At 59.9% G+C, this 15,235-nt stretch carries 16 protein-coding genes; 10 read left to right on the forward strand and 6 right to left on the reverse strand.

The window, feature by feature from the left end:
• Positions 1-6 precede the first annotated feature (6 nt).
• The gene (locus TRM7615_RS19150) at positions 7-642 is read right to left on the reverse strand and encodes a protein-tyrosine phosphatase family protein (RefSeq protein WP_370739829.1); all 636 of its coding nucleotides are present in this window, start codon (positions 640-642) and stop codon (positions 7-9) included.
• Between TRM7615_RS19150 and TRM7615_RS19155 the strand changes: the two genes are divergently transcribed.
• The 3 genes from TRM7615_RS19155 (at position 630) to recR (ending at position 3,647) form a co-directional block, all read left to right on the forward strand.
• Complete coding sequence (locus tag TRM7615_RS19155) at positions 630-2,441, forward strand: DNA polymerase III subunit gamma/tau (protein ID WP_108790705.1); 1,812 nt, start codon at positions 630-632, stop codon at positions 2,439-2,441. The genes TRM7615_RS19150 and TRM7615_RS19155 overlap by 13 nt on opposite strands.
• Positions 2,442-2,619: 178 nt before the next feature.
• Positions 2,620-2,964 (forward strand): YbaB/EbfC family nucleoid-associated protein, encoded by a 345-nt coding sequence (locus TRM7615_RS19160; RefSeq protein WP_108790707.1) that lies wholly within the window; start codon positions 2,620-2,622, stop codon positions 2,962-2,964.
• Between the two features lie 92 nt (positions 2,965-3,056).
• Positions 3,057-3,647 carry a recombination mediator RecR gene (gene recR, locus TRM7615_RS19165; RefSeq protein WP_108790709.1) on the forward strand — a complete coding sequence of 197 codons (591 nt, stop codon included), beginning with the start codon at positions 3,057-3,059 and terminating at the stop codon, positions 3,645-3,647.
• Here the strand turns inward: recR and TRM7615_RS19170 are convergent.
• Positions 3,644-4,492, reverse strand: coding sequence for a DMT family transporter (locus TRM7615_RS19170; RefSeq protein WP_108790711.1), 849 nt, complete (start codon positions 4,490-4,492; stop codon positions 3,644-3,646). The genes recR and TRM7615_RS19170 overlap by 4 nt on opposite strands.
• Before the next feature lie 131 nt (positions 4,493-4,623).
• Positions 4,624-5,397 carry a DUF1013 domain-containing protein gene (locus TRM7615_RS19175; RefSeq protein ID WP_108790713.1) on the reverse strand — a complete coding sequence of 258 codons (774 nt, stop codon included), beginning with the start codon at positions 5,395-5,397 and terminating at the stop codon, positions 4,624-4,626.
• A 128-nt stretch (positions 5,398-5,525) separates the two neighbouring features.
• Between TRM7615_RS19175 and TRM7615_RS19180 the strand changes: the two genes are divergently transcribed.
• Positions 5,526-6,338, forward strand: coding sequence for an ankyrin repeat domain-containing protein (locus TRM7615_RS19180; protein ID WP_108790715.1), 813 nt, complete (start codon positions 5,526-5,528; stop codon positions 6,336-6,338).
• 16 nt (positions 6,339-6,354) lie between these two features.
• On the forward strand, positions 6,355-6,999 hold the full coding sequence (locus TRM7615_RS19185) for a ribonuclease T2 family protein (RefSeq protein WP_108790717.1): 645 nt from the start codon (positions 6,355-6,357) through the stop codon (positions 6,997-6,999).
• A 59-nt stretch (positions 7,000-7,058) separates the two neighbouring features.
• Here TRM7615_RS19185 and TRM7615_RS19190 read toward each other — a convergent pair whose 3' ends face one another.
• The gene (locus TRM7615_RS19190) at positions 7,059-7,565 is read right to left on the reverse strand and encodes a hypothetical protein (protein ID WP_108790719.1); all 507 of its coding nucleotides are present in this window, start codon (positions 7,563-7,565) and stop codon (positions 7,059-7,061) included.
• A gap of 127 nt (positions 7,566-7,692) precedes the next feature.
• On the opposite strand from TRM7615_RS19190, the gene TRM7615_RS19195 reads away from it, so the two are divergent.
• Entirely contained in the window at positions 7,693-8,076 is a 384-nt protein-coding gene (locus TRM7615_RS19195) for a hypothetical protein (RefSeq protein WP_108790721.1), read from the forward strand.
• Positions 8,077-8,125: 49 nt separating this feature from the next.
• Here TRM7615_RS19195 and TRM7615_RS19200 read toward each other — a convergent pair whose 3' ends face one another.
• Both TRM7615_RS19200 and TRM7615_RS19205 read right to left on the reverse strand, forming a co-directional pair.
• Positions 8,126-9,154 carry a permease gene (locus tag TRM7615_RS19200; RefSeq protein WP_108790723.1) on the reverse strand — a complete coding sequence of 343 codons (1,029 nt, stop codon included), beginning with the start codon at positions 9,152-9,154 and terminating at the stop codon, positions 8,126-8,128.
• On the reverse strand, positions 9,147-9,455 hold the full coding sequence (locus tag TRM7615_RS19205) for an ArsR/SmtB family transcription factor (RefSeq protein WP_108790725.1): 309 nt from the start codon (positions 9,453-9,455) through the stop codon (positions 9,147-9,149). The genes TRM7615_RS19200 and TRM7615_RS19205 overlap by 8 nt, the downstream gene beginning before the upstream one ends.
• A gap of 275 nt (positions 9,456-9,730) precedes the next feature.
• Between TRM7615_RS19205 and pdxR the strand changes: the two genes are divergently transcribed.
• From pdxR to TRM7615_RS19225, 4 genes are all read left to right on the forward strand, one after another.
• Positions 9,731-11,191, forward strand: a complete 1,461-nt coding sequence (pdxR, locus tag TRM7615_RS19210) for a MocR-like pyridoxine biosynthesis transcription factor PdxR (RefSeq protein ID WP_108790727.1) — start codon at positions 9,731-9,733, stop codon at positions 11,189-11,191.
• 130 nt (positions 11,192-11,321) lie between these two features.
• The gene (xsc, locus tag TRM7615_RS19215; RefSeq protein ID WP_108790729.1) at positions 11,322-13,097 is read left to right on the forward strand and encodes a sulfoacetaldehyde acetyltransferase; all 1,776 of its coding nucleotides are present in this window, start codon (positions 11,322-11,324) and stop codon (positions 13,095-13,097) included.
• A gap of 23 nt (positions 13,098-13,120) precedes the next feature.
• Positions 13,121-14,128 (forward strand): phosphate acetyltransferase, encoded by a 1,008-nt coding sequence (pta, locus tag TRM7615_RS19220; protein ID WP_108790731.1) that lies wholly within the window; start codon positions 13,121-13,123, stop codon positions 14,126-14,128.
• Between the two features lie 70 nt (positions 14,129-14,198).
• Positions 14,199-15,230 (forward strand): YeiH family protein, encoded by a 1,032-nt coding sequence (locus TRM7615_RS19225; protein WP_108790733.1) that lies wholly within the window; start codon positions 14,199-14,201, stop codon positions 15,228-15,230.
• Positions 15,231-15,235 lie beyond the last annotated feature (5 nt).

Below are 15,235 nucleotides of genomic sequence, written 5' to 3' on the forward strand. Positions count from 1 at the left end.
AGCACTCTACTCCAGCACGCGCACCATTCGACCCGTTGAAGCCCATTGCAGTTGCTCGTCCGTTTCCACCGCGCAGGGACGCACCGAACGAAGGCGCGCAAGGGCATCACGCGGCTTCTCTCCGCATTCAATCATCAGACGCAACGCGATCATCCCCGATCGTCCGCATCCCCCCTTGCAGTGCACCAGAACCCGCCCACCGCCTGCCAGCGCCTGCCGCGCAGATGCGCTGACATCCGGCCATTGGTCCAGGACAACCCGTTCGGGTACGCCGAAATCAATGATCGGCAGGTGCACCCAACGGCAGGCCCGGCTCTGAATGTCCGCCCCGAAGTGGCGCGCGCCATGTTGCAGCATTTCCACCTCTGTCGTCATCGACAGCACGAGCCCGGGCGCCCACGACGCGATCAGGTCCAAGTCTGACTCATAGTCGCCGTACCGGCCCGGCAATGGGGAAAGCGCCAGGGTGCCGCCGCCCACCTGCAACGCATAAAACACCATTTCAGACATGCCATCCCCCAAGGAATTCAACAGGCTCAAACCGTCCGCCCACGGATACAATTCCAAAACTTGTACAGCCGACCCGGCCAAATCCAAACGAAATTCGCGCACGGCGGCGGTGGACGTCGATGGCTGCGACAACTACGCTACGTCCTCATGACGAATCCGGCAGAGCAGAAATGACCGACACAGCCCCCGCCCCTTATCAGGTTCTGGCCCGCAAATACCGACCCGAGACCTTTGCCGATCTCGTCGGTCAAAACGCCATGGTGCGGACCCTGAAAAACGCGTTCGAGGCGGACAGGATCGCGCAAGCGTTCATCATGACCGGCATTCGCGGCACCGGCAAAACCACCACTGCGCGGATCATCGCCAAGGGCATGAACTGCATCGGGCCGGATGGTCAGGGGCAGCCCACGACCGAGCCTTGCGGCGTCTGCGAGCACTGTCAGGCCATCATGGAAGGTCGGCACGTCGACGTGATGGAGATGGACGCCGCCAGCCGCACCGGCGTGGGCGACATTCGTGAAATCATCGACTCGGTCCGCTATCGCGCCGCTTCGGCCCGCTACAAGATCTACATCATCGACGAAGTTCACATGCTGTCGACCAGCGCCTTCAACGCGCTGTTGAAAACGCTCGAAGAGCCGCCCGCGCATGTGAAATTCATCTTTGCCACCACCGAAATTCGCAAGGTTCCGGTGACGGTTCTCTCCCGCTGTCAACGGTTTGATCTGCGCCGGATCGAGCCCGAAGACATGATTGCCCTGATGCGCAAGATCGCTGCGTCTGAGAACGCAGAAATCACTGATGATGCGCTGGCCCTGATCACCCGCGCTGCTGAGGGCTCGGCACGGGATGCAACCTCGCTGCTGGACCAGGCGATCAGCCACGGAGCAGGCGAAACCACCGCCGATCAGGTCCGCGCCATGCTGGGTCTGGCTGATCGGGGCCGTGTTCTGGACCTTATGGACATGATCCTACGCGGTGATGCCGCTGGCGCGCTCACCGAGCTCAGCGCGCAATATGCCGAAGGCGCCGACCCGCTGGCGGTGCTGCGCGATCTGGCCGAGATCACGCATTGGGTGTCGGTGGTCAAGATCACACCAGACGCCGTCGAAGATCCCACAATCTCGCCTGACGAGCGCACACGCGGCGCGCAAATGGCCGAGGCCTTGCCGATGCGCGTCCTGACCCGGATGTGGCAGATGCTGCTCAAAGCGCTGGAAGAGGTTGCCGCCGCGCCGAACGCAATGATGGCTGCGGAAATGGCCGTTATTCGCTTGACCCATGTGGCCGACCTGCCCAGTCCCGAAGAGCTGATCCGCAAGCTGCAGGATACGCCACCGCCGCCACCTCCCAATCAGGGGGGGGGAATGCCCATTCCGGGCGGCACCGGCGCGCCAGCGGTCGGCGGAACCACAGCCTATGCCCAAGCGGCACCGCGCAGCGGCGGAGGCGGCGCGCCGGTCACGGCTCTGGCGCAAGACACAGTATCGGCGTTGGCTCGTTACCCCACCTTCGAACATGTGGTGGAGTTGATCCGCACGCGGCGTGACGTCAAACTTCTGGTGGACGTCGAAAGCGGCGTGCGCTTGGTCGCCTATCAGCCGGGTCGGATTGAGTTTACGCCGTCTGACAATGCGCCTCGCGACCTGGCCGCGCGACTTGGTAGCCGCCTGCAATCCTGGACCGGAAACCGGTGGGCCGTCTCGGTTGTGTCTGATGGGGATGTGCCCACGATTTCAGAACTGCGTGATGCTGCCGAGAACGAACTGCGATCTGAAGCAGAAGCCCACCCATTGGTTCAGGCGGTCTTGGCTGAATTTCCGAAGGCCAAGATCACCCATATCCAAACACCCGAAGAACGCGCTGCTCAGGTTGAGACTGAAGCGCTCCCCGAGGTCGAAGATGAATGGGACCCCTTCGACGACGAATAACCTTGGCTCTTTTCAAGTTGTCCTTACTCGTAATTCTCCCGTGATTGACCCCACTTCTGGCTTTGCCAGAAGTGGGGTCAATCTTTGGGCCGGGCCGCCCTTTCCCCTCTCCACAACCCTTGCGCAGAAGAGGGTCGACCCGTATCTACGCCTCAACGCATTTGCTAGGAGACACGAGATGCTCAAAGGACTTGGTGGCCTTGGCGACATGGCCAAGATGATGAAATCGGCGCAGGAACTGCAGACCAAGATGACCAACATGCAGGACGAGCTTCACAATGTCATGGTTGTCGGCGAATCCGGCGCCGGTCTGGTCAAGGCGACCGCTTCGGCCAAAGGTGAGCTCAAAGCCTTGGACATCGACCCGTCGATCTTTAACGGCGACGACAAGGAAGTGGTTGAAGACCTGATCCTGGCCGCCATCAAGGATGCCCAGACCAAAGCCGCCGACAAGGCGCAGGAGGAGATGGCCAAACTGACCGAAAGCATGGGCTTGCCCAAGGACATCAAGCTGCCGTTCTAAGGCCTCTTTACGAATGTGGTGCGAGGGCGGCCGCGCCCTCGACCTGATGCGCCTGACGCCCTAGAATGACAAAAAACTACGGGCGCAGGCACATGAGCAACTCTGACATCGACAACCTGATCGAATTGATGGCCAAGCTCCCCGGGCTTGGACCGCGCTCGGCCCGGCGTGCGGTGCTGCACCTGATCCGAAAACGCGCGCTGTTGCTGACACCCCTTGCCGACACCATCCAGACGGTTGCCGCCACAGCGCGCGAATGTCTGAACTGCGGGAACGTGGGCACCACCGACATTTGCGACATCTGCGCATCCGAAAAACGCGCCACAGGCGAGCTTTGCGTGGTCGAAGATGTGGCCGATCTGTGGGCCATGGAACGCTCGGGCGTGTTTCGCGGGCGGTATCACGTGTTGGGCGGCACCCTCTCGGCACTGGACGCCATAGGTCCTGAAGAGCTTCGTATCCCCCGGCTGGTGGACCGGGTCACCGGCGAAAACATCACCGAGGTGATCTTGGCGCTGAACGCCACGATCGACGGCCAGACCACGGCCCATTACATCGCCGATCAGCTGGAGGGGCGCGTGCGCCTGACCTCGCTGGCACAGGGCGTGCCCATCGGTGGCGAGCTCGATTACCTGGATGACGGGACAATCACCGCGGCCATGCAGGCCCGCAAAGAACTTTAGCGACCGTTACGCTGTGACCACAGAACTGCCAAGCAAACCACAACACCGCCAATCGCCGTTTGCACTGCTGGAAGTTCAGCCAGGATAATCCAAGCCAATAGAGGTGCCAGTGGCATTTCGAGCGTAGAAATCAACGCTGTTTGCGCGGGTGGCAGGCGCCGCGCGCCTTCCGCCAAAGTGACCGACGCCACGGCAAAGAACAGGCCGAATAGCAGAGTTATTCCCACCTCGGACAGAGGCACGGATAGAGGATCACCAAAGATCGCGCCGAAAGGAACCAGAACCAGCGACGACATCGCGGCCGGGAACCCCGCGGGCGTTTCTGGCCAGATCCGATAGATCACCATCATCCCGGCCATCATGACTGTCATCCACAGGGCCAGCAGATCGCCCGTCAGATGACCGCTGACGCCCGAGCCCCAAAAGATCACCGCCACGCCACCACAGGCCATGGCACTGGCAGCCAGGTTTTTTGGCTCGGGTCGCTCCCTGACGAAGATCCAAGCCATGGCAGCCGCCACAAACGGTGCCGCGGCATAGATCATCGACACGTTGGCAACTGAACTGAGCTTGAAGGCTGGAATGAAGGCTGCCGTGCCCGCAGCTCCCAACACTGCGACCGCCAACGACGGGCCGCGAAAACTGCGGGCCTCGTCTCGTAGAGTTCCACGCACAGCTAGATAGGCAAACGTGAAACCAGCCGCTGCAAGCCCGCGCCAGAACACGATTTCCCACGCACCGGCCGAAACGCCCTTGGTGAAAATCCCCGCTGCGCTGAACACGATGGCCGAAACCACGACCAAGCCCACGCCAGTGTTGCGTTGAACTGCCAGCTGTTGCGCCATTCCACCCTCCGATCCGTTACAGATCAGGGGTAACGCATTGGTCCTGACAACTGTTTGTCAGGGGAGACGTCGGTCAAACAAAAAACCCCGACACATAGGCCGGGGTTTGTATGTATGTGATCTGGTAAGAATCAGTAGCGCGGATCGTGCGAGGTATCTTCTTCCTCGTCATCATCGTCACCCGACGGCAGGTTGAAAAAGCTGTCGGCGTCCACGATTGCGTCGCTGCCTTTCTCTTCTGTCTCGTCGCTGCCGCTGAGCGTGAATGTTTCCAGCCCCTCGATCGCGGTTGGGATCTTGGGCTCGGCTTCCATCTCCAGCGACTGTTCGGTCGACACCAGCTTACGGCGCTCGTCGTCGCTCATCACGCCACCCTCGGCGGCTTTCTTGGCGGCGGCTTTCTGCACGGCCTGATCCAGCTCGGACTGTTTACACAGGCCCAGCGCGACCGGATCGATGGGCTGAATGTTGGCGATGTTCCAATGGGTGCGCTCGCGGATCGCCTGAATGGTCGGCTTGGTGGTCCCCACCAGCTTGGAAATCTGGCCGTCACTCAGCTCCGGGTGGAACTTAACCAGCCACAGGATCGAGGCCGGGCGATCCTGACGCTTGGACAGGGGGGTGTACCGCGGACCTCGGCGCTTTTCCTCACCCGAGGCGGCCGGGTTGAACTTGAGCCGCAGCTTGTGCAGCGGGCTACCTTGCGCGGCGTCGATCTCTTCCTGGGTCAGCTGGTTGTTGGCGATGGGATCAAACCCTTTCACGCCAGCGGCCACATCGCCATCTGCAATGCCCTGAACCTCAAGCTCGTGCATGCCAACGAAATCCGCAATCTGCTTGAAGCTGATCGTGGTATTGTCGACCAGCCACACGGCGGTCGCCTTGGCCATCAACGGTTTTGCCATGTGAACGTCTCCTTAAAACACATCTTCCCCGCCGCCTGAAACAGGCACCTTGGCGATCCAAGGCAGGTTTCCGTTGTCGGGGAACTTCGCCCGTATATAGTCCCGCAAAGGCAATAAGGAAAGAGCGAATGCGTAGCCTGCTTGTTCCGTGCGCAGCGGCCCTGGCGCTTGTTCCCAGCGTCTGCCAGGCTCAGGCAACATCCGGGCACCAGGTGATCCGCGATTTTGGCCGCGCTCTCTATGTCTTGGGTGAGACCACCGGCGGCAGCCCCGAGGATTGGGCGCAAGCCGAAGAGGCCGCCGTCAATGAGATCAACCGGATACAAGATACAGAGCCCGAGGCGCTGATCCAGCCAGACGAAGACGGGCGCACGCCGCTGATGCGCGCCGCAGGGCGGGGCTATGCGGTTCTGGTCGCGGCTTTGCTGCAACATCCAGAGGTGCGCAACCGGCTGGGCGCAAAGGACGCCCATGGGCTGGACGCTTATGGCTACGCGGCTTTGCGGAGGGGCACATCGCAGCTGGCCTGCCACCCCGAAACGACCAACCCCTTTGTCCTGATTCCCTTTGTCATGACACGGCCCTATTTTGCCGACCGCGCGCCCTATGGGCAGATCCTGCACATGCTGGCCGCAGCAGGTGCTGACCCCAATCCCGAAGACGCCCAAGCCGCATGGCTGGCGATCTGCAGCAACGACGTCGCCTCGGACCGCCAGCTGGTGGCAACAAGCAAGGATTTGGGTTCCGCCATCGCCGAGGTGCAGCACCGCGTCATGCGGCGAAAAGAGCGCGCTGACGTGGATGAAACTGCCGATCTGATGCACACGGTCTTTGCGGGGCGCGTTGCCGAAGGCAAGATGACGCAAGCCGAGCTTGATCAAACGCTTGCCGACTATTATCGCAGCAAGGGGTTTGAACCGCCCCAGAATGAACAAAATTGAAGTGAGTGTCCCGGTTATGCGTTTCGTCAAATCCCTGTTGTCCGCCGCCCTGTTCTCGTTACCGCTGTCTGCACTGGCGGATGGCGAAAAGGCCGGTGAATTCGACTATTACGTGTTGGCGCTCAGTTGGTCGCCCAATTGGTGCGCGACCACGGGCGATGTGCGCGGGTCCGAGCAATGTGACGCCCGTCACGACTATGGCTGGATCCTGCACGGGCTGTGGCCACAGTACCATCAAGGCTGGCCTGCCTATTGCCGCACGCCTCACGTCGCCCCGTCACGCCGGATGACGCGGGAGATGGAGGACATTCAGGGTAGCGCAGGCCTGGCCTGGCATCAGTGGAAAAAGCACGGCACCTGTTCTGGCCTGAGTGCGGCAAGGTACTTTGCCCTGTCCCGAGAGGCTTTCGGCAAAATCACCCGCCCCGAGGTATTCCGCAAACTGGACCGCAGCGTGAAATTGCCAGCCTCGGTGGTGGAAGAGGCGTTTTTGAAGGCCAATCCCCAACTGGAGCCTGACATGCTGACGATCACCTGTCGCGATGGCTATATCGAAGAGGCGCGCGTTTGTCTGTCAAAGGACCTGAAACCGGTGCCCTGCGGACGGGACGTGATTCGGGATTGCACGCTGGACGGGGCGGTCTTTGACCCGGTTCGCTAGGGGACCGATAGCACCACGTGCGGGGCTCAACGTACAAGCCCCGCGAAACCTTGGGCAAATCAGCCCCCGCCTGTCATTTCGTTTTGGCACTGCCGCGCGTATTCAATCGCCTTGGATGTGCCTTTGAGGTCGATGGCCATCACCTCTTGCCCGTCTTGACCAAAGACGGTCATCACTTTGCGCTGGGCGATGGCGTTCACAAAGTTGCGGTCGTCAAAAAACAGGATCGCGGCTGAAACCTTGCCGTCCTTGATGCCAGTGGCGATGGCGTCGAACTTTTCGCCATCCATGTCAAAGGTCACAGGGTATTCCTTGCCGTTCTCGATATCACCCCACGCCTGATTGAAGATCGTCAAATACCCACGCCCACCGATCATGTCATAGCCCAAACGGACCACTGACAGATCCTGATAGACTGTCTGAATCAGGCAGCCGTCACCAAATTGCGGATCGACCATCAGGTTCCAACCGTGAACCATTCCCTTGTCGATCAGCTCTTGCGCGGATGCCAGTCCGCCACCAAGGGTCAATGCGGCCGCAAGGCCAAGGGCTCTCAGTGTCCTCATGATCTCTCTCCAAAATCCTGTTCGGTCAATGTGTTCGTCTTATTTGAATGTGTACATGAACCACGCCTCAGGCCAAGCCTTATCCCCTGCCCCTTGCAGAGGCGCTCGGCTCTGCGTACCAAGCGGCATGTTGAATCTGTTGTCCAAAATCATGGGCCCGCACCGTGCCGTATCGGTGTACGCATTCCTTCAGACCAAGGGGATTGCCATTCTGGGTGTGCTTGCCCTGGCCGGGATCCTGACGGGTCTGCTGCTGATGTCCGGGGATGACACGCACGAGCATGAAGCGTTCATGACCGTGCCCGTTCTCTCGGCCACCGCGATCAACGGGGATCTGCGCAGTGGCGTGATTGCTTCCGTGCGTTTGCCCGATGGATCAGCAACCTCGGTCACATCGACCGAGGGGCCAGTTGCCAGCACCGTCGGCGAAACCGCCTGTATCGAAAAACGGGTCTATGTCCAAAGCGGCGAGGCACGGTATCGGATAAAGCTGCCACGCCATTGCGAATGAAAAAGGCCGGGCGTAAGCACCCGGCCTTGATTTGGATTACTCAGTTGGTTCAGATCATCTGAAACAGGATCCCGGCCATGATCGCGCCGCTGATCCCCAGGCCCAGATACATCGCAAAGACCCGTGGCTTAACCAGCGACCAGACCGCTGCCATCGCTGGGATTGAGCTGACGGCACCCGCCACCATAAAGGCCATCGCGGCACCTGCGCTCATCCCCTGCTCCATCAGCCCTGCCAGCAGAGGCGGCGCGACGTAAGAGTTGAGGTAGGCAGGCATTCCCACCAAAGCAGCCGTTGCGATCGGAACGACCCCCTCGCCGCCCACAAGCTGCGCGATCAGATCGGCAGGCACGTAAAAGACCAGAAGTGCCTCAAGCACATAGGCCATCGCCAACCACTTGAAGAGGAAGACCGCGTTCGAAGCAAACTCGGATTTGAACACGGTGCGACGTGCAGGCTCTGTCCAGAATTTCCAGACCGGTTTTTCTTGCTCTGTCGGTCCACTACCGCAGCAACCCGAAGGTTTGTACTGACGCAAAGGCTGCGCAAAGGCACCGCGCGACATCAGTCCCTTGATGACAAAGCCACCGAACAACCCCAAAGCAACCGCAGCCACAGCCTTGCCGATGGCAAAGGGCCATCCCAGTGCCCCTGCAGTGATCAGCAGGGTCGGCGGGTCGATCAGCGGAGAGCTGAGCCAGAACGCCATGACCGCCGACAACGGTGCGCCCAAAGCCAGAAGGCCGGCGATGAATGGGATTACTTCGCATGAGCAGAACGGCGCCAGACCGCCGAACATCGCGGCCAGAAAGATCATCCGTGTCTCACGTCCGACAAAGGCCCGCGCCACCATGACTTCGGCTCCGGTGGCCTTGAGGTAGGCAAGCAGCAATACGGCAAACAGGATGTACTGCCCCGTGTGCGCCAAGGCTTTGACAGCGAACTCCACCACGCCTTGCAGGTTGTCGGGGTCAAGTACGGCAACGCCCAACAACGCGACAACGATAACCGCCCAGGGGGTTTTCAGCATCTTGAGCAAGGACGCGCTGCGCCCTGGGTTTTGAGTAAGATCAGCCATCGTTTGCAGCCTTTTGTGGCGCGTCGGCACAGCATTCACCAAGAATGAAGTCCGCCAGCACGCGCAATTGATCGAAATCCGCCCGGTTGATGGTGCTGCGGCCCGCTTTTTCCTGAACCACAACGCCACCTCCGGCGAGAAATTTGAGATGATGCGCCAAGGTCGATGGCGCGATTCCCGTCCGTTCCTGGATCTCACCGACGGTCAGACCTGATTCGCCTGCGCGCACCAGAACCTTGAGAACCTTCAGTCGAGATTCAGATCCCATCGCCGAAAATCCTGCGCCTACTGATTCCCACATTTCGCTTTCCTTTATTAAACCAGTTTTCTGGTTATATAGTTTATTCAGGAACTGCAACAGTTTTCTTGATCGAACGTGCAAACCACTCGCATCACACCAAGCTGTTGTTATGTATGCTTAATACGACCAATTGCTCCAAAAATGAGCCAGAATGTATCAATATTAAAAGCATAGACATCCGACTTGAATTGCTCTTGAATCGAAGGCATGACGAAATTTGGCCACAACCGTAAGTCCAGATTGCACGCCACTTAAGGCCACACTATGGTGCCGCAATGGGCATATCGGTCGACACCTTCTTTCTCAAACCCGACGCACAGGGCACACTGCAGGCGCAGATCCAGCAGATGATTGCCGAAGGCATCCTTTCAGGGCGCTTTCACGTGGGCGAAAAACTCCCCTCGTCGCGCAAACTGGCCACACATCTGGGGATCAGCCGGATCACGGTGACGCTGGCCTATACCGAATTGTTGGCAAACGACTATCTGACGTCTCGGGGCCGGTCTGGATACTACGTGTCCGACAATGCCCCCGTGCCGCCCAGCTATACCCCGTTGCAACGAGCCGAAGAGACGGTGGATTGGAACCGAGCCATTGCCCGGCGTTTCACCGGTGGGGATACGCTGCACAAACCCAGCAATTGGCGCGACTATCGCTATCCATTCATCTATGGGCAGGCTGATCCGACGCTCTTCGATCATGCCAATTGGCGCCTGTGTGCGGTCAGAGCTTTGGGGCAAAAGGATTTTGCTTCGCTCACGGCCGACTACGTCGATCAGGACGACCCGCTGTTGATCGAGTTCATCGCGCGCCACACTCTGCCCCGGCGCGGCATCACCGCCAAACCCGAAGAGATCCTGATCACGCTCGGGGCGCAAAATGCGCTTTGGCTGGCAGCCAGGGTTCTGCTCAATCGCCGCCGCAAGGCCGCGATCGAAGATCCCTGTTACTATGCTTTGCGCGAACTGCTTCTGCAGGCGCGTTGCCAAGTTGCCCCTTTGCGGGTGGATGTGGACGGACTGCCACCTGATGCAATCCCCCACGACACCGATGTGATCTTCACAACACCCAGCCACCAAAGTCCGACTACAGCCACCATGCCACTGAACCGGCGGCATGATTTGTTGCAACGCGCCCGCGAAATCGACGCTATGATCGTCGAGGACGATTACGAATTCGAAATGGCGTTTCTGGCTGCGCCTTCGCCCGCGTTGAAGTCTCTGGACCGCGACGGGCGTGTCATCTACGTCGGCAGCTTTTCCAAATCTCTGTTTCCGGGCTTGCGGCTGGGCTACATGGTCGGCTCCGAGGCATTCATTCGCGAGGCGCGCGCGCTCAGGTCGCTGGTCCTAAGGCACCCGCCTGGACATATCCAGCGCACGGCCGCCTACTTCCTGTCCCTGGGCCACTATGACGCCCAGATCCGACGGGTTTCTGCCGCCCTTCTCGAGCGCCGAAAAGCAATAGAATCGGCCATCACAGACCATGGTCTGACCATCGCCGGACGGGGCGCTTATGGCGGGTCATCGCTATGGATGCGTGCGCCAAAAGCCGTGGATACAAAGGTTTTGGCAGAAAAACTTCGGGCTCAAAGCGTTCACATCGAACCGGGCGAGCCGTTCTTTTCCGGCCCCGAAAAACCAAAAAACTATTTCCGGCTTGGCTATTCCTCTATTCCCGTCAACCGGATCGAGCCTGGAATCGAAATTCTGGCCCAGTCCATCAACCGCCAATGACGGGTCATCTGGACCTAAGCGGTTCATCTTTTTGGCCCTAACCCGTGACCTCTGCTTACGCCTAAACCAGTTCCAAACCGCCGGTACACTCGTGCCGGTCAACCATAATCTATTTTTGGAGTGCGCCCTCATGAAAATGACCACTGAAGAAGCCTTCGTCAAAACGCTGCAGATGCACGGCATCGACAACGCGTTTGGTATTATCGGTTCCGCCATGATGCCGATCTCGGACATCTTCCCCGACGCAGGTATCAAGTTCTGGGACTGCGCCCACGAAACATCCGGCGGCATGATGGCCGACGGCTATACCCGCGCCACCGGCAAAATGTCGATGATGATCGCGCAGAACGGCCCCGGCATCACCAACTTCGTGACCGCCGTGAAAACAGCTTACTGGAACCACACACCGGTTCTGCTTGTTACCCCCCAGGCTGCAAACAAAACCATCGGTCAGGGTGGCTTCCAGGAAATGGAACAGATGAACCTGTTCGCTGACTGCGTTGCTTACCAGGAAGAAGTCCGCGACCCGTCGCGCATCGCCGAGACCCTGAACCGCGTGATCATGCAAGCCAAGCGCGCATCCGCACCGGCACAGATCAACATCCCACGCGACTTCTGGACCCAGGTGATCGACATCGACCTGCCCGTCATCGTCGATTTCGAACTGCCCCAGGGCGGTGAGACTGCCGTACAGAACGCGGCAGACCTGCTGTCGTCGGCCAAATTCCCGGTCATCCTGAACGGCGCAGGTGCGATCCTGTCCAAGGGCGGCATCGAAGCATCGCGCGTTCTCGCCGAAGCTCTGGACGCACCTGTTTGCGTTGGCTACCAGCACAACGACGCGTTCCCGGGTAACCACCCGCTGTACGCAGGTCCTCTGGGTTACAACGGCTCGAAAGCCGGTATGGAACTGATCGCCAAGGCAGACGTTGTTCTGTGCTTGGGCACCCGTCTGAACCCGTTCTCGACCCTGCCCGGCTACGGTATCGATTACTGGCCCACAGACGCCAAGATCATCCAGGTCGACATCAACCCTGACCGCATCGGCCTGACCAAGAAAGTCACCGTTGGTATCGTTGGCGACGCAGCCAAAGTCGCATCCTCGATCTCGGCCAAGCTGGCTGACGACGCGGGTGACGCAGGTCGCGCCGAGCGCAAGAACCTGATCGCCACCACCAAATCTTCGTGGGCTCAGGAACTGACCTCGATGAACGAAGAGCAGGACGATCCCGGCACCGACTGGAACGTGCGTGCACGTGCAGCTAAGCCTGACTGGATGTCGCCCCGTATGGCATGGCGCGCGATCCAGGCAGCTCTGCCCGTCGAAGCGATCATCTCGTCGGACATCGGCAACAACTGCGCCATCGGCAACGCCTATCCTTCGTTCAACGAAAGCCGCAAATACCTGGCCCCTGGCCTGTTCGGCCCCTGTGGTTACGGTCTGCCGTCGATTGTTGGTGCGAAAATCGGTCAGCCCAACGTACCGGTTGTTGGTTTCGCTGGTGACGGCGCATTCGGCATCTCGGTCAACGAACTGACCGCGATCGGCCGTGGCGACTGGCCTGCGATCACCCAGATCGTGTTCCGCAACTACCAGTGGGGTGCTGAAAAGCGTAACTCGACACTGTGGTTCGACGACAACTTCGTCGGCACCGAGTTGGACGAAGGCGTTTCGTATGCTGGCATCGCCAACGCATGTGGCCTCAAAGGCGTCATCGCCCGCACTCAGGACGAGCTGACAGCTGCTCTGGCACAGGCCATCGAAGATCAGAAAAACGGTATCACCACCCTGATCGAAGCGATGATCAACCAGGAACTGGGTGACCCCTTCCGTCGCGACGCGATGAAGAAGCCGGTCGAAGTTGCTGGCATCAACGCCGCCGACATGCAGCAGCAGCAAGTGTAATTCAGGAAAAGGGACCGGGACGCATGACCAAGACACCTATCGAGTTGTTGCGTGAAAGCGCCCCGGCAACCCGCCCTGTTATTGCCCTGAGCGAAGGCCAAGATCCCCGTATCGTTGCGGGGGCCCTGGCAGCCCATAAGGCCGATCTGGCCGATGTTATTCTTGTTGGACCGCAAGCCGAGGTTGAAGCTGCGTTGCAGGCCGAAGGGGCCTCCGCATCTGACGGCGTTGCCATCCACGACCCCGCAACCTCGGACCTGACCGAAGAGTTCGCAAATCTCTATTACGAACTGCGTAAGCACAAAGGTGTGGACCTTGCCAAAGCGCGCGCCGTTGCCGAAACACAGCTGGCCTATGCCGCGATGCTGGTGCGCACGGGTCGTGCCACCGGGACCGTAGGCGGCGCGGTTCACACCACCGGTGACGTGGTTCGCACCGCCATTCAGATCATCGGCATGGCACCGAACGCAGGGATGATTTCGTCCTTCTTCCTGATGTACCCACCTGAAAACGCGCAACCTGGCGCGCGCGCCATGCTTTATTCCGACTGCGGCTTGGTCATTGACCCAAGCTCGGCCGAGCTGGCCAAGATCGCCAGCGCCTCGGCCGCTTCGGCCCGCGCCTTGCTGCGCACCGAGCCCAAGATTGCGATGTTATCGTTCTCGACCAAAGGCAGCGCCAAGCATCCCGTGGTGAACAAGGTGATCGAAGCGACCGACACCCTGCGTGCCGATGCACCCGACCTTCAGGTTGACGGCGAGCTGCAGTTCGATGCGGCCTTTGTCCCTTCGGTCGGCGAGCGCAAATCGCCCGGATCGGATGTGGCCGGTCAGGCCAACGTCATGATCTTCCCCAATTTGGATGCGGGAAACATCAGCTACAAGATCACCCAGCGAATTGGCGGCTATTCGGCCATCGGCCCGGTGATGCAGGGGCTTGCACAGCCCGCCAATGACCTTTCGCGCGGCTGCAGCGCTGATGACGTGACCCAGATCATTGCGGTCACCATCCTGCAGGCGCAGACCAACTGACATCAAGGCAGCTCGACCCCAGAGCTGGGGTCTTTGCGACCCATATACGACAAAGGAAAGAACAATAGATATGGCGTCCGCAAATCCTGAAACCCTGTCGTTCGTCGAACGGCACATGGAGCGGGCCCGCGAGCTGTTCCCCGGCATCATGGTCGCCATAATGGTGGCGGTGGCGGCAAAGTTCCTGTCCGAGCACTATGCAACTCCGGCGATGCTGCTTGCCTTGCTCTTGGGTATCGCCATCAGCTTTTTGGGTGAAGAAGGTAAAGCTGTTCAGGGCGTGGCCTTTTCGGCCCGCACCCTGCTGCGCCTTGGCGTGGCTTTGCTAGGTGTTCGTGTTTCAATGACACTGATGATGGGCTTGGGCTGGGACTTGATCGCGCTTGTTGTTGGCGGCGTTCTGGCCACCATCGCGTTCGGCCTCGCCGTCGCCCGGTTCTTTGGTCACAAATGGCGCTTTGCCTTTCTGACCGCGGGATCGGTCGCGATCTGTGGCGCGTCTGCAGCCATGGCGATCAGTGCCATCCTGCCAAAAGACGAACGGTCCGAAGAGCGCCTGATCTTTACCGTTCTGGGTGTCACGGTCCTGTCGACCATTGCAATGATCGCCTATCCGATCCTGGTGCGCGCGCTTGGCATGAACGACGTGGCTGGCGGCGTGTTCCTGGGCGGCACCATCCACGATGTGGCACAAGTTGTCGGCGCAGGCTTCTCGATCTCGGAGCAGACTGGCGACACCGCGACGCTCGTCAAACTCTTCCGCGTGGCCATGCTGGCGCCGATCGTTCTGGTTGCTTCGCTGCTCATCCGCCGTTTTGCCGAGGCTGATGTGGACGGCGAGCGCCCTCCGATCCTGCCGGGCTTTGTCATCGGCTTCCTCGTTCTGGCCGGTGCAAGCTCGTTTGGCTTGATCCCGCCCGTGATCGCCGATTTCATGAGCCAAGCCTCGCGCTGGCTGCTGCTGGTCGCCATCGCGGCGGTCGGAATGAAGACCAACCTCAAACAAGTACTCTCGGTCGGCGGCGCCGCCATCGCCCTGATCATCGTTGAAACCCTATTCATTGCCGGAGTGATCCTCGGGGGGATGACCTTCCTGACCTGAGACGC

Source organism: Falsiruegeria mediterranea M17, from assembly GCF_900302455.1.
Lineage (GTDB): Bacteria > Pseudomonadota > Alphaproteobacteria > Rhodobacterales > Rhodobacteraceae > Falsiruegeria > Falsiruegeria mediterranea.